11 protein-coding genes are annotated in these 13,198 nt (G+C 71.6%); 4 read left to right on the forward strand and 7 right to left on the reverse strand.

The features are described 5' to 3' along the window. Positions 1–41: 41 nt before the first annotated feature. Positions 42–1,889 carry an Hsp70 family protein gene (locus JNUCC0626_RS22570; protein WP_394621761.1) on the reverse strand — a complete coding sequence of 616 codons (1,848 nt, stop codon included), beginning with the start codon at positions 1,887–1,889 and terminating at the stop codon, positions 42–44. A gap of 109 nt (positions 1,890–1,998) precedes the next feature. Here JNUCC0626_RS22570 and JNUCC0626_RS22575 point away from each other — a divergent pair, with 109 nt between their 5' ends. After that, positions 1,999–6,543 carry an ATP-dependent helicase gene (locus JNUCC0626_RS22575; protein ID WP_394621762.1) on the forward strand — a complete coding sequence of 1,515 codons (4,545 nt, stop codon included), beginning with the start codon at positions 1,999–2,001 and terminating at the stop codon, positions 6,541–6,543. Between the two features lie 103 nt (positions 6,544–6,646). Here the strand turns inward: JNUCC0626_RS22575 and JNUCC0626_RS22580 are convergent, their stop codons facing one another. The 4 genes from JNUCC0626_RS22580 to JNUCC0626_RS22595 all read right to left on the reverse strand — a co-directional run bounded on the left by JNUCC0626_RS22580 (position 6,647) and on the right by JNUCC0626_RS22595 (position 9,396). Next, complete coding sequence (locus tag JNUCC0626_RS22580) at positions 6,647–7,633, reverse strand: 1-aminocyclopropane-1-carboxylate deaminase (RefSeq protein WP_394621763.1); 987 nt, start codon at positions 7,631–7,633, stop codon at positions 6,647–6,649. Then, positions 7,630–8,259: a GntR family transcriptional regulator gene (locus JNUCC0626_RS22585; protein WP_394621764.1), complete on the reverse strand. Its 630-nt coding sequence runs from the start codon at positions 8,257–8,259 to the stop codon at positions 7,630–7,632. Before JNUCC0626_RS22585 ends, JNUCC0626_RS22580 begins: the two co-directional genes overlap by 4 nt. An 82-nt stretch (positions 8,260–8,341) precedes the next feature. Beyond that, entirely contained in the window at positions 8,342–8,905 is a 564-nt protein-coding gene (locus tag JNUCC0626_RS22590) for a GNAT family N-acetyltransferase (protein ID WP_394621765.1), read from the reverse strand. Next, complete coding sequence (locus JNUCC0626_RS22595) at positions 8,902–9,396, reverse strand: YbaK/EbsC family protein (protein ID WP_394621766.1); 495 nt, start codon at positions 9,394–9,396, stop codon at positions 8,902–8,904. Before JNUCC0626_RS22595 ends, JNUCC0626_RS22590 begins: the two co-directional genes overlap by 4 nt. Positions 9,397–9,599: 203 nt before the next feature. Between JNUCC0626_RS22595 and JNUCC0626_RS22600 the strand changes: the two genes are divergently transcribed. Together JNUCC0626_RS22600 and JNUCC0626_RS22605 are read left to right on the forward strand one after the other, a co-directional pair. After that, the gene (locus tag JNUCC0626_RS22600) at positions 9,600–10,067 is read left to right on the forward strand and encodes an SAV_6107 family HEPN domain-containing protein (RefSeq protein ID WP_394621767.1); all 468 of its coding nucleotides are present in this window, start codon (positions 9,600–9,602) and stop codon (positions 10,065–10,067) included. Beyond that, complete coding sequence (locus JNUCC0626_RS22605) at positions 10,064–10,810, forward strand: maleylpyruvate isomerase N-terminal domain-containing protein (protein ID WP_394621768.1); 747 nt, start codon at positions 10,064–10,066, stop codon at positions 10,808–10,810. The genes JNUCC0626_RS22600 and JNUCC0626_RS22605 overlap by 4 nt, the downstream gene beginning before the upstream one ends. On the opposite strand, the gene JNUCC0626_RS22610 is transcribed toward JNUCC0626_RS22605, so the two are convergent. Beyond that, a complete protein-coding gene (locus JNUCC0626_RS22610; protein ID WP_394621769.1) occupies positions 10,787–12,358 on the reverse strand; it encodes an alkaline phosphatase D family protein in 1,572 nt (523 codons plus the stop codon). The two genes, JNUCC0626_RS22605 and JNUCC0626_RS22610, sit on opposite strands and share 24 nt — an antisense overlap. A 24-nt stretch (positions 12,359–12,382) precedes the next feature. Here JNUCC0626_RS22610 and JNUCC0626_RS22615 point away from each other — a divergent pair, with 24 nt between their 5' ends. Next, on the forward strand, positions 12,383–12,892 hold the full coding sequence (locus JNUCC0626_RS22615) for a VOC family protein (RefSeq protein WP_394621770.1): 510 nt from the start codon (positions 12,383–12,385) through the stop codon (positions 12,890–12,892). Here JNUCC0626_RS22615 and JNUCC0626_RS22620 read toward each other — a convergent pair. Then, on the reverse strand, positions 12,879–13,166 hold the full coding sequence (locus tag JNUCC0626_RS22620; RefSeq protein WP_394621771.1) for a hypothetical protein: 288 nt from the start codon (positions 13,164–13,166) through the stop codon (positions 12,879–12,881). The two genes, JNUCC0626_RS22615 and JNUCC0626_RS22620, sit on opposite strands and share 14 nt — an antisense overlap. Positions 13,167–13,198 lie beyond the last annotated feature (32 nt).

Here is a 13,198-nt window from a genome sequence, read left to right on the forward strand (position 1 = left end):
GACACGGCGGGACCTCGCGCCGACAGGTCCATCAGGGGCGGTTACTCGCCCGGCTGCACCGACTTCTCGAAGAAATCGGCCATTTCGTCCGGCTTGAGCTCGTCGGCGTTCTCCTCGGCGTTCTTGGTGAGGATGCCGAACATGGGCCGGTCCTTGGCCCGGAACACGAGCACGCCGGTGCCGCTGGAGGTGGCCGCGCGGTAGTCGCCCTGCAGGCCGTTGCCGGTCCAGTCGGCCTCGACGCGGTCGGTCTGGAACGACTTGGCGATGGCGTCGGCGTTGTTCTCCGCGCCGGTGACGCTGTCGGTGAGGATGTACTGCACCGCGTAGCCGTCGCGGATCGTGCAGCTCACGACGGTGCCCTTGATCTCCTCCATGCCGGTGATCTGCGCGGAGTCGGCCTTCTCGCACCCGCCGCCGTCGGGCACGTGGCCCGCGAGCTGGCGCAGGCACTTCGTGAAGCCCTGGTCGTCCTGCGAGACGTCGTCCTTGCACTCGTCGGCGCTCGGCAGGTTCGGGCCGGACAACGCGACGGTCGCGCCGATGATGGCCGCGACCGCGACGACGGCCGCGCCGACGCCGAGGAAAACCTTCTTGTTGTCCTTCTTGGGCGCCTGCTGCTGCGGGAAGTTCGTGGGGTAGCTACCGCTGACGTTCGGGTTCGGGTAGGGGCTGGTGAGCTGGTAGGTGCCGCTCGCCGAGTACGCGCCGCTCGGGTAGGACCCGCTCGGGTAGTTGCCGCTGACCACCGGGTTCGGGCCGCTGACGTTCGGGTTCACCGGGTGCGGCCCGGTCACGGCGGGGCTGACCGGCGCCGTCACGACCGTGGGCGGTTCGACGAACTTCGGCTTGTCGTCCTCGGGCTTGAGCGTGATCATCGCGCGGTCCACGACCTGCGCGCCGGACGCGACGATCGTCTCCGGGTGGTCGGGGTTGGTCGGGACGATGCCGACCTTCTCCGCGATCATCTGCGCGACCAGCGGCATCCGGCAGGAACCGCCGACGAGGTAGACGTGCTCGGGCGTGACGCCGGCCTTGCGGACCGCGGAGATCAGGACCTCGGTGGTGCGGATCAGGCTCGACCTGACCAGTGCCTCCAGCTCGGCGCGGGTGATGACGACCTTCTCGAACGGCTCCGGCATCAGCACCTCGACCTGAGGCAACTCGGAGAGGTCCTCCTTCGCCAGGCGCAGTTCCTCGCGCAGACCCAGGCGCGCGCGGTGGTCGTCGATCGTGGTGGGGCGCAGCAGCCGTTGCCAGCCGGCCGGGTCCTTGTGCGACACCATGCGGCCGATGTGCTCGAGCAGCGCCTGGTCGATGTCGAGACCGCCGACGTCGCTGAGGCTGCCGTCGGCGAGGATGCGGTGCTGGGCGTCGAGCACGGAGACGTCGAACGTGTCGGCGCCGAAGTCGTAGACGGCGAGCGGGCGGCCGCCGCCGAGCGAGGCCACCGCGATGGCCTCGGGCACCGGCACGAGTTCGCCGGTCATGCCCGCGAGACGCGCGGAGGACAGCAGCCTGTTGCGCCTGCTCGGGCCCCACTCGGCCGGGTGCGTCAGGCGGATCTCGTCGAGGTGCTCGCCCTTGAGCAGCGCCGTGACGGCCTCCATGACGCGCGCGTAGATGGCCGCGAGCGCGTCGTTGATCGGCAGGTTCTGCTCGCCGAGCTTGATCGTCGCCTTGTCGATGTGGCGCTTGGGGTTGGCCTCGTAGCGCGACGGGTCCTCGCGGGAGCGCCGCTCCGCTTCTCTGCCGACGCGCAGGGAGCCGTCCTCGTCGAGGTAGACGGACGAGGGCATCGTCGGCCCACCGTCCACATCCACCACTCCGTGGTCGGACAGCACCGCAACCGTGTTGGCGGTGCCCAGGTCGACGGACAGGACGCGCACCGTGCTCCCCTCGCAGGACGTACGGGGTGATCGTGCCACAGCGGCCTCTGCCGGGTGCTCGGACCTGCGTAATCAGAAATTGTCGGACCCCGGCGTCATGATGGTCGCCATGGACGTGATGGAGGCATTCTCACCGGCGACCAGGCAGTGGTTCGCCGGGGCCTTCGCCGCGCCCACCCAGGCGCAGACAGGGGCGTGGGCGGCCGCGGCGGCGGGCGAGCACGCGCTGGTCATCGCCCCGACGGGCTCGGGCAAGACGCTGGCGGCGTTCCTGTGGGCGCTCGACCGGCTGGCGTCGTCGCCTCCCGCCGCGGAGCCGAAGCGCCGGTGCCGGGTGCTGTACGTGTCGCCGTTGAAGGCGCTGGCGGTGGACGTCGAACGCAACCTGCGCGCGCCGTTGACCGGTATTCGCCAGGCCTCGCACCGGTTGGGGCTCGCGGAGCCGTCGATCACGGTCGGCATGCGCACCGGGGACACGTCGCCGGAGGAGCGCCGGGCGTTCGGGCGCACCCCGCCGGACGTGCTGGTGACGACGCCGGAGTCGTTGTTCCTGCTGCTCACGTCGTCGGCGCGGGAGTCGTTGCGCGGCGTGGAGACGGTGATCGTCGACGAGGTGCACGCGGTGGCGGGCACCAAGCGCGGCGCGCACATGGCGTTGTCGCTCGAACGGCTGGACGCGTTGCTGGAGCGGCCGGCGCAGCGGATCGGGCTGTCCGCGACGGTGCGGCCGGTCGAGGAGATCAGCACGTTCCTGTCGGGCGGGCGGCCGATCACGGTCGTGCAGCCGAAGACGCCGAAGACCATCCAGGTCGAGGTGGAGGTGCCGGTCGAGGACATGGCGCTGCTCGGCCAGCCGACGGGCGAGGTGTCGGGGTCGGCCGCCGGTGCCGAGCAACGCACGTCGATCTGGCCGTCGGTCGAGGCGCGGGTGCTGGAGCTGGTGCGGGCGCACCGGTCGACGATCGTGTTCGCGAACTCGCGGCGGCTCGCGGAACGGCTGACCGCGCGTCTGAACGAACTCGCCGAAGAAACCGCCGAGCTGGAGTCGTTCCCGGCGGAGGCGATCGGGCAGTCGGGCATGACGGTGCAGAAGACGGCGTCCGTCGCCCGCGCGCACCACGGGTCCATGTCGCGTGAGCAGCGCACGGCCGTGGAAGAAGACTTGAAGTCGGGCCGGTTGCCGTGCGTGGTGGCCACGTCGTCGCTGGAACTCGGCATCGACATGGGTGCGGTCGATCTGGTGGTGCAGGTCGAGGCGCCGCCGTCGGTCGCCTCCGGGCTGCAGCGCGTCGGCCGGGCCGGGCACCAGGTGGGCGCGGTGTCGCGGGGCGTGATGTTCCCGAAGTTCCGCGGCGACCTGGTGTCGTGCGCGGTGGTGGCGGAACGGATGCGCGACGGCGCGATCGAGGCGGTGAGGTTCCCGCGCAACCCGCTCGACGTGCTGGCGCAGCACGTCGTCGCCATGGTGGCGATGGAGTCGTGGCCGGTCGCGGACCTGACGGCGCTGGTGCGGCGGGCGGCGCCGTTCGCCGGGCTGCCGGACTCGGCGATGGACGCGGTGCTCGACATGCTGTCGGGGCGCTACCCGTCCGAGGAGTTCGGCGAGCTGCGGCCGCGGATCACCTGGGACCGGGTGAACTCCGAGCTGCGCGGCCGTCCCGGCTCGCAGCGGCTGGCGGTCACCTCCGGCGGCACGATCCCCGACCGGGGGCTGTTCGCGGTCATGACCCCGGCCTCGGAGAACGGTCCCGGCTCACGGGTCGGCGAGCTCGACGAGGAGATGGTCTACGAGTCCCGCGTCGGCGACACGTTCCTGCTGGGCACGTCGTCGTGGCGGGTCGAGGACATCACGCACGACCGGGTGATCGTGGTGCCCGCGCCGGGACAGCCAGCGCGGATGCCGTTCTGGAAGGGCGACGCGCCGGGCCGTCCGCTGGAACTCGGCCGGGCGATGGGAAAGTTCCTGCGCGAAGTGTCCACGATGGAGGACTCGGCGGCGCGCGAGCGGGCCACGTCCGCCGGTTTGGACGAGTGGGCGACGGACAACCTGCTCGCGTACCTGGGCGAGCAGCGGGAAGCGACCCGGCACGTCCCGAACGACAGAACCGTTCTGGTGGAACGGTTCCGCGACGAACTGGGCGACTGGCGACTCGTCGTGCACTCGCCGTTCGGCGCGCAGGTGAACGCGCCGTGGGCGTTGGCGATCGCGGCCCGGCTGCGGGAGAAGCGCGGCGTCGAGGTGCAGGCCGCGCACTCCGACGACGGCATCGTGCTGCGGCTGCCGGACGCTCTGGACTACGAGGGCGCGGAGGTGACGGCGGGCGCCGAGGACGTGCTGCTCGATCCGGACGAGGTCGAGCAGATCGTGGTCGCCGAGGTGGGCGGATCGGCGTTGTTCGCGGCCCGGTTCCGCGAGTGCGCGGCCCGGTCGTTGCTGCTGCCCCGCCGCGATCCACGCCGCCGCACGCCGTTGTGGCAGCAGCGGCAGCGGTCTGCGCAGCTGTTGTCGGTCGCCTCGAAGTACGAACGCTTCCCGGTGGTGCTGGAGGCGATGCGCGAGTGCCTGCAGGACGTCTACGACGTGCCGGGCCTGCGCGAGCTGATGTCGGACGTCCGCGCGCGGCGAGTGCGGGTGGTCGAGGTGGAGACGCAGTCGCCGTCGCCGTTCGCCCGCAGCCTGCTGTTCGGGTACGTCGGGATGTTCCTCTACGAACTCGACGCGCCGCTGGCCGAACGGCGCGCGGCGGCGCTGTCGCTCGACTCGACGCTGCTCGCGGAACTCCTGGGCTCGGAGGCGATCCGCGAACTGCTCGACCCGGACGTGGTGACCGAGGTCGAACGCGCGTTGCAGCGGTTGAGCGAGGACAGGCGCCCCCGGCACGCCGAGGACACCGCGGACCTGTTGCGGTTCCTGGGAGATCTCTCCGACGCCGAGGCGCTGGAGCGGGGCGTGCCCCGCGAGTGGCTCGACGAACTGCTGGCGCAACGCCGGGCGATCCGGGTCCGGATCGCGGGCGAGGAACGCACGATCGCGATCGAGGACGCCGGTCGAGTCCGGGACGCCTTGGGCGTGGCCCTGCCGGTGGGTGTGCCGGAGGCGTTCATGGAGCCGGTGGCGGACCCGCTGGGCGACCTGCTGAGCCGGTACGCCCGCACGCACGGCCCGTTCCCGGCGTTGGAGCCGGCCGCCCGCTTCGGCCTGGGCGTGGCCGTGGTGACGGCCGTGCTGGAACGGATGGCGGCGACGGGCCGCCTGGTGCGCGGCGAACTGCGCCCCGGTGGCACGCACACCGAGTACTGCGACGCGGACGTCCTGCGCCGGCTGCGCCGAGCCTCCCTGGCGTTGCTGCGCTCCGAGGTCGAACCGGTGGAACCGGCGGCGCTGGGCCGGTTCCTGCCGCAGTGGCACGGCCTGGGCCGCCGCCTGCGTTCGGCGCCGACGATCGACGACGTCTTCTCGGTGGTGGAACAACTGGCGGGCGCCCCGCTCCCGGCGAGCGCCCTCGAATCGCTGCTGCTGCCGTCCCGTCTGCCCGGCTACTACCCGGCCCTGCTGGACGAACTCACGGCGTCCGGCGAGGTGACCTGGACGGGCTGCGGAGCCCTGACCGGCGGCGACGGCTGGATCGCGCTGGCCCCCACCGACGTGGCCGACCTCCTGCTGCCCGACCTGGTGCCGGAGTCGATCCCGGAGTCACCGCTGCACACCGCCGTGCTGGAGTCGCTGGCGGGCGGCGCCCTGTTCTTCCGGCAGGTGGTGGACCGCACCTCGCTGTCCGTGGCGTGCACCGACGCCGAGGTCGTCGGCACCCTCTGGGACCTGGTGTGGGCGGGCCTGATCGCCAACGACACCCTGTCCCCGTTGCGCGCCTTGGTCTCCGGCGGAGGCGCGGCCCACAAACCACGCCGCAGCGCACCGCGCGGCCGCTACGCCCGTCTCCGCGCGGCCCGCCCGGACATGCCGTCCCGCACGGGCCCGCCCACCGCCGCGGGCCGCTGGTCCCTGGCCGTCGTCCCGGCCCAGGACCCGACCCGCCGGGCCCACGCCAGAGCGGAGGCCTTCCTGGAACGCCACGGCGTCCTGACCAGAGGCGCCCTCGACACCGAACGGGTGACCGGCGGCTTCAGCGGCGTCTACAAGGTGCTGCGCGCGATGGAGGAGTCCGGCCAGGTGATCCGCGGCTACGTGGTCGAGGGCCTGGGCGCGGCCCAGTTCGCGGCCCGAGGCGCCGTCGACCGCATGCGAGCCCTCTCCCGCCCACCGGGCCAGCCACCGTCGTCGGACGAGACCGCGGTGGTCCTGGCCGCGGCCGACCCGGCCCAGCCGTACGGAGCGGCCCTGTCCTGGCCGGACCCGCTCGGCGAGGGCAAACACCGCCCGGCCCGCAAGGCCGGCGCCCTGGCCGTCCTGGTCGACGGCACCCCGGCCCTCTACGTGGAGAGAGGAGGCAAATCGCTCCTGTCGTTCACCGACGACGAACCCACCCTCCGCACCGCCGCCAACGCCCTGAGCCGGGCGGTCCGCGACGGCTGGCTGGGCCAGCTGGCGGTCCAACGGGCCGACGGCGAGGTGGCCCTCACCTCGCACCTGGCCACGGTCCTGCAGGAGGCAGGCTTCCGAGCCACCCCGAAGGGCCTGCGCCTGCGAGCCTGACGCACGGCTCGCGCATGCCTTGCCACAGCGGCGGTTCGCCGCCGCGCTCGCCTCTCGCCCGGCCTGCGGAACGTCGTGGCGAGTCCGCCCCGCATCTCCGCGCCTAGGCGGGGAACAGCGAGCTGTAGGCGTTCAGGGCCGGCTGGCCGCCCAGGTGCGCGTAGAGGACGGTGGAGTCGCGGCCGATCTCCCCCGACGACACGAGGTGGATGAGCCCCGCCAGGGACTTCCCCTCGTAGACCGGGTCGGTGATCATGCCTTCGAGGCTCGCGCCGAGGCGCATGGCGTCCACTGTGGACTCGTCGGCGATGCCGTAGGTGCCGGCGTGGAAGCGGTCGTCGAGGAGGACGTCCTCATCGGACACCGTGACCTCGCGGAGCTTGGCGGTGTCGTGGGCGATGCGGGTGATCTGGTCGAGGGTCTCGGCCGGCTTGGCGGAGGCGTCGATGCCCAGGACTCGGCGGCCGGTCTCGCCGGCGAAGCCCGCGACCATGCCCGCCTGGGTGCTGCCGGTGACGGAGCAGACGACGATGGTGTCGAAGAAGACGCCGAGTTGCGTTTCCTGTTGGCGGACCTCGTCGGCCCAGTTCGCGAAGCCCATGCCGCCGAGCGGGTGGTCGGAGGCGCCGGCCGGGATCGGGTAGGGCTTGCCTCCGGCGGCGCGGACCTCTTCGATCGCCTGTTCCCAGGCGGGTTTGACGCCGATGCCGAACTCGGCGCTGACCAGCCGGACGTCGGCTCCCATCATGCGGCTGAGCAGGATGTTGCCCACCCGGTCGCTGCCGGTGTCGGTCCAGTCGACCCAGCTCTCCTGCACCAGCACGGCTTTCAGGCCGGCGCGGGCCGCCGCGGCGGCGACCTGGCGGGTGTGGTTGGACTGGATGCCACCGATGGAGACGAGGGTGTCGCAGCCGGTGGCGAGGGCGTCGGCGACGAGGTACTCGAGTTTGCGGGTCTTGTTGCCGCCGTAGGCGAGGCCGGAGTTGCAGTCCTCGCGCTTGGCCCAGACCGCGGCGCCGCCCAGGTGGGTGGTCAGGCGGTCGAGGCGGTGGACGGGCGAGGGGCCGAAGAGCAGCGGGAATCTGTTCACAGTTCCTCCTTGAGGGTGCTCCAGTTCTGGTCGGCCAGGGCGGCGGCTTGGAGGTCGTCGCCCTTCTCGCAGGCCTCGATGATCTGCTGGTGCTGCGTCACGGAGTGGCGGGCGTGCGGCGAGGAGAAGCGGCTGTGCTCGAGCCTGCGCACCAGCGGGGTGTAGCGGTCGATGGTCGCGGTGACGGCGAAGTTGTCGCAGCAGCGGACGGCGACGGCGTGGAACTCGTCGTCGGCGGCCAGGGCGGCGGTGGCGTCGTCGGCGTCGAGCGCGGCCTTGAAGGCCTTGTTCGCGGCGCGCATCGCGGCGATGTCGTCGGCCGTCATCTTCGGCACCGCGATGCCGATGGCGAGAGAGTGCATGGACTGGACGACGACGAGGGCGTCGCGCACGGGTTCCGCGTCCAGCGCGGTGACCCTCGTGTAGGCGTGCGGCTTGGTCTCGACCAGGCCCTCGTCGGTCAGCGTGGCGAGCGCCTCGCGCACCGGGGTGCGGGACAGGCCGAGCTTCTCGGCGAGTTCGACGTCCTTGATCGGCGTGCCCGGTTCGAGGTCGCCGCGCACGATGGCCGTCCGGATCTCGGCCGCCGCCCGCTCCTTCAGTGACCCATATCCAATATATTGCATATTGGTGAGGGTAGGGCCGAACGCACGTGATCGCAACAAAAGCCCCGAGCCGGAACGACTCGGGGCTGGAGAGCAGGACGAGCTAGACGACCGGGAGCGTGCGGCCGAGGACCGCGAACGGACGCGGGTCGCCGGTGAACTGGTAGTGGCGCAGGACGTCGACGAAGCCGACGCGGCGGTAGAGCTTCCACGCCTTGCTCGGACCTTCGGGCGTGGAGAGCAGCACGCGGGAGGACGGCACGCCCTCCATGAGGCGGCGCAGCAGGTCCTCGCCGAGGCCGCGGCCCTGGGCGCGCGGCAGCACGTGCAGTTCGGTGAGCTCGAAGTAGTCGGTGAGCCAGTCCTCGACGACGGTGGGCGGCGAGACCTGCATCAGACCGCGCCGCACCTGCTCGTGCCACCACTGGCCGGACGCGCCCCGGTAGCCGTAGCCGATGCCGACGAGTTCGTCCTGCTCCCCCAGCGCGACGACGCAGCGCCAGTCCTCGCGCATCATGTGCGCGAGCCACATCGGGGCGCGCTGCTCGACGGTGCCGGGCGGGTAGTTCATGGCCGTCACGTACAGGGCGAGGGCCTCGCCCAGCCGCACGTTCAGCTCCTGAGCGGTGAACTCGACGATGCGCTCCAGGCGCGGTGAGGCCGTCATTCCGACACCGCCACCACGGCGACGCGGCCACCGGTCAGTTCCACGAGGTCCGCGAACGTCGTGGGGTAGACGGCGTGCGGATGCCCCGCGGCGGCCCAGATCTCGGTGTAGCCGGAGAGGGACTCGTCGACCAGGGTCTCGATCGGCGCCGGGTGCCCGATCGGCGAGACGCCGCCGATCACCTGGCCGGTGTGCTCGCGGACGAACTCTGGGTCGGCGCGCTTGACGGCGTCCGCGCCCACGAGCGCGGCGATCAGCGACGTGTCCGCGCGGTGCGCGCCCGACGTCAGCACGAGCAGCGGAGCGGCCTCGCCGTCGCGCACGGCGGCGAAGACCAGGCTGTTCGCGATCGCGCCCGCCTCCACGCCCACCGCCTGCGCCGCGGCCGCCGCTGTCCGCACGGCGTCCGGCAGCACGACGATGCGTTCGGCGGTGGCGGGCGGCAGGGCTTCCGCGACCCTGCGGATTCCGGGGTGTTCGAGCGCACTCACGTCTCCATCAGACCACGACTCACGCCCACGTGGTGGGGCGGGTTGAGGAATCCATCGGCCGGGAGCTACGCTGAGGGGGACTCGAACATGTGTTCGAGTCTCACCATGCCTCGGAGGTGGGGTGGGGGAAGCACCCCACCTCCGAGAGCCGCCGGCTTCCCCTCGGCGGTGACGTCGTTCGCCGACGCCACGAGGAGGCCGAGATGTCAGCCGAACTTTCGAATCCGGCAGCCTTCCCAGTCGCCGTCCCGATTCCGTTGCCCATACCGAGGCCTGACCCGTTACCCCTGTCGTCGCCGCCCGCGTCCGCGCTGGCGTTGCTGCGGCAGGCCCACGACTCGCTCGCCGAGGCCGAACGCACGCCCGAGCCCTCCGAACGGTTCGCGACCGCCTACCTCGCCGCGTTGCGGGCCGCTGCGGCGGTGCTCGCGCTGCGCGGACGGCCTCATCGCGGACGTTCCCGGCCGACCAGCGCGTGGGTGCTGCTCACCGCGATCGCGCCGGAACTCGGTGAGTGGGCGGCGTTCTTCGCGTCGTGGTCGTCCACGCGGGCGGCCGTGCTCGCGGGCATCACCCGGCACGTCGACGCCCGCACGGCCGACGACCTGGTGCGCCAGACCGCTCAGTTCGTGACGCTCGTCGACCGCGTGATGAGCGAGGCGAGAAGGTGAACCATCTGGAAGTGCTGCGCCGCGAGGCGGAGTTGCTGGCCGTGTCCGCGATCGGCCAGCCGCCGCACAAGGGCGTGCCGGCCTGCCCCGGACTGAACCTCGGGGAGACCGTGCGGCACGTCGGCGGCGGTTGTCGCGGCGCGCTGGCGTGGATGGACCTCGGCCGCGAGCCCAAAGCCGGCGAGTGGCAGGACCACCCGGAACCCGGCGCCGATCCGCTGGAGTTCATGCGCACGGGCGCCCAGGCCGTGATCGCACGGCTCGAAGCGCACGACGAGGACGACCCGTGCGCGACGTGGTGGCCGCAGCAGCAGAACTACGGGTTCTGGCGGCGACGGCTCGCACACGAGACGACCTTGCACCGCATGGACGTGCAGGGCGCCGCAGGCATGGAGGTCGGCGCCGTCACCGACGAAGTGGCGGTCGACGGCGTCGACGAGGTGCTCACGTTGTGGCTGGGCTACAAGCTGGACGTGCTCGGGGTGCTGGGGTCGCGGGACAGCCTCGTCGCGATCGAGGTCGAGAACGACCTGTGGCTCACCCGGTGCGGTCCGCAGGGCGCGTCGGCGTGGCGCGTCATCGATCCGGAGGACGCGCACCTCGCCGACGCGCAGGTGTCGGCGAGTCCGATGACGATGTACCGCTGGCTGTGGGGGCGGTTGCCCGACCGGATGGTCGAGACGATCGGCGACCACGACGCGATCGCGCAGCTGTGGGCGCTACTGCGGCTCGCGACCAAGTGACACCGAGGCGGTCTCCCCGCCCGTTGCCGAGATGAGGCGGTAACGGGCGCGGCGGCCGTCGAAGTCCAGCAGTGCCACGGAGTTCCCGAAGTGCGGGCCGTTGGTCTTGCGCCAGTGCACCAGGTCCTCAGGCACGCCCACGAACGTCGCGAGCCGCCGGAACACCTTCGAGGCCGGGCGGGACCACGACAGCCGGAACCCCGGCCGCAGGAACTTCGGCGCCTCGTTGTGGATCGGCGAGCAGACGAGCTGCGCGACGACGGCCTTGGTGGGACTGGCGAACTCGGCTTCGGCGACGTAGCTGTGGTGGACGTCGCCAGACAGCACGCACACCGTCGCGGCGCCGTTGTTGCCCGCCTTCTCGATCATGCGGGAGAGCCGGTCGAACGACGCGCGGAACGCGGGCCAGTGCTCCAGGTCGACGGCCTGCCGGATCTTCTCGGCGGCCCAGCCCTGCCAGCCGGGCTTCTGCGCGCCGATCTCGTTGATGGACTGGAGGTGGCTGAGCGCGTGCGGCATCAGCCACGGCAGCGAAGAGCCGATCAGCAGGTGGTCGTACTCGTCGTCGTGCTCGGTGTTGCGTTCGATCCAGGCGAACTCGTCGTCGCTGACCATCTGCCGCGCGCCCTCGTCGAGGATGCGGCCGCAGCGCGTGTCGACCATGAGCAGCCGGGCCCTGCCGAAGTCGCGGCGGAAGCTCCACCACGTCGACTTGTGGCCGTCGACCTCCTTGTCGGCGGCCTCGGCGAACTCCTCCAGCAACGGCAGCACGTCCGTGTCCTGGGCCTTCACCTTGGCGTACAAGGGATCCTTCGCCAGCTCGGCCGGACTGAGGTTGCCCAGGTGCTGGTAGACCCAGTACGAGACGATGGCGCCGCGGACCCTGTCCTTCCACCACGGCTTGTCGGCCATCTGCTTGCGCCACGTCTCCGAGGTGTTCCAGTCGTCGCGCACGTCGTGGTCGTCGAAGATCATCGCGGTGGGCACGACGGACAGCAGCCAGCGGATCTCCGGGTCGCCCCAGGTCTCGTGGTAGAGCCGGGCGTACTCACCGAAGTGGACGACCTCGCCGTCGGGTTCCTCGGTGCCGTCGCGGCGCTTCTTCAGCCACTGCTTGGTTTCCTCGGTGGGCTCGTCGGCGTAGACCTGGTCGCCCAGCAGGATCATGGCCTGCGGCCACTCCTGCTCCGGCGTCTTCATCAGCCGTTGCGCGAACGCGTCCAGCGCGTCGGGCCCGAGCGGCTGGGTGGGCGCGGCGCGGCACGACCCGAAGGCGATCCGGCGGACCTCGGTGGTGCGGATGACCGGTTTCGGGAAGTCGCTGCCGGGTTCCGGCCAGACGAGGTCGCCGTCGAGTCTGACCTCGTACTCGGTGCGCGGCCCCAGTTCTTCCAGTCGTACCAGGGCGAAGTGCTGAGCACCCGCCTGGAACGTGCGCGCGGTGCGGCCGTTGACGTCCACCTCGCACGAGGTGTCGGCCTCGACCCACACCGTCGCGGACGTTGCGTCGACATGCCTGAGGAGAGGTCCGAGCACCAGCTTCGCCACGCGCGAGACAGTACCCTCGCACGCGTGGAAATCACGTTCGAGTCGGCGGATCCCTCCGCGCTGGCCGCGTTCTGGTCCGAGTTCGCCGGCGACGAGATCGAGCTGACGTTCGTGTGGAGCGACGCCCCGAAGATCGAGAAGAACCGGGTGCACATCGATCTGGCCTCGACGTCGCCCGAACACCAGGCGGACATCGTCGCGCGGGCGCTGAAGCTCGGCGCCGAACACGCCGACGTCGGTCAGTCTGGCGTGCCGTGGGTGGTGCTGCGCGATCCGCAGGGCAACGAGTTCTGCGTCCTCGAACCCCGCCCCGAGTACCCCGGCGTGGTCGCGGCCGTCGTCGTCGACTCCCCCGACCCGCTGGCGTCGGCCGAGGCGACCGGACATCCCGTGGCGCGCAGCGGCGACGGCTTCGCGTCGGTGCGGCCGGAGCCGGGGCCGTGGCTCGAGTTCGTGCGGACCGACGACCCCGAGCCGATCACGAACCGGGTGCGCGTCCGCTACGCCGATCCGGCTCAGATCACCGCGCCCTGATCTCCGATATATCGGATATCAGCTGGCCGCCGCTCGCGACGACGGCGACGGCGACGGCGGGCACCAGTTCGGACGCGAGCAGGCAGGACCAGACGAGCGGCGACCCGGTCATGCCCACCCGTGCCGCCACGTACTCCTGGAACCCCGCCAGCGGCACCCCGTCGTGCGCCTGGTCGAAGCCGTCGACGAACGCGACGGCACTCGCGTACCGGGTGTCGGGCAGGTACATCAAGCGCCGGTGCCGCAGGTGGAAGCACAGCTCAGACAGGTCCATCGGAGTTCCTCACCCGGTGCGGAGAGCGAACG

The sequence above is a fragment of the Lentzea sp. JNUCC 0626 genome (genome assembly GCF_043632865.1).
GTDB lineage: Bacteria > Actinomycetota > Actinomycetes > Mycobacteriales > Pseudonocardiaceae > Lentzea.

What these genes read in the sequence shown, in the direction of transcription:
- JNUCC0626_RS22600 (WP_394621767.1), top strand. Translation starts at nt 9,600, where the DNA reads ATGTCAGCCGAACTTTCGAATCCGGCAGCCTTCCCAGTCGCCGTCCCG.
- JNUCC0626_RS22585 (WP_394621764.1), bottom strand. Translation starts at nt 8,259, where the DNA reads ATGCAATATATTGGATATGGGTCACTGAAGGAGCGGGCGGCGGCCGAG.
- JNUCC0626_RS22575 (WP_394621762.1), top strand. Translation starts at nt 1,999, where the DNA reads ATGGACGTGATGGAGGCATTCTCACCGGCGACCAGGCAGTGGTTCGCC.
- JNUCC0626_RS22590 (WP_394621765.1), bottom strand. Translation starts at nt 8,905, where the DNA reads ATGACGGCCTCACCGCGCCTGGAGCGCATCGTCGAGTTCACCGCTCAG.
- JNUCC0626_RS22620 (WP_394621771.1), bottom strand. Translation starts at nt 13,166, where the DNA reads ATGGACCTGTCTGAGCTGTGCTTCCACCTGCGGCACCGGCGCTTGATG.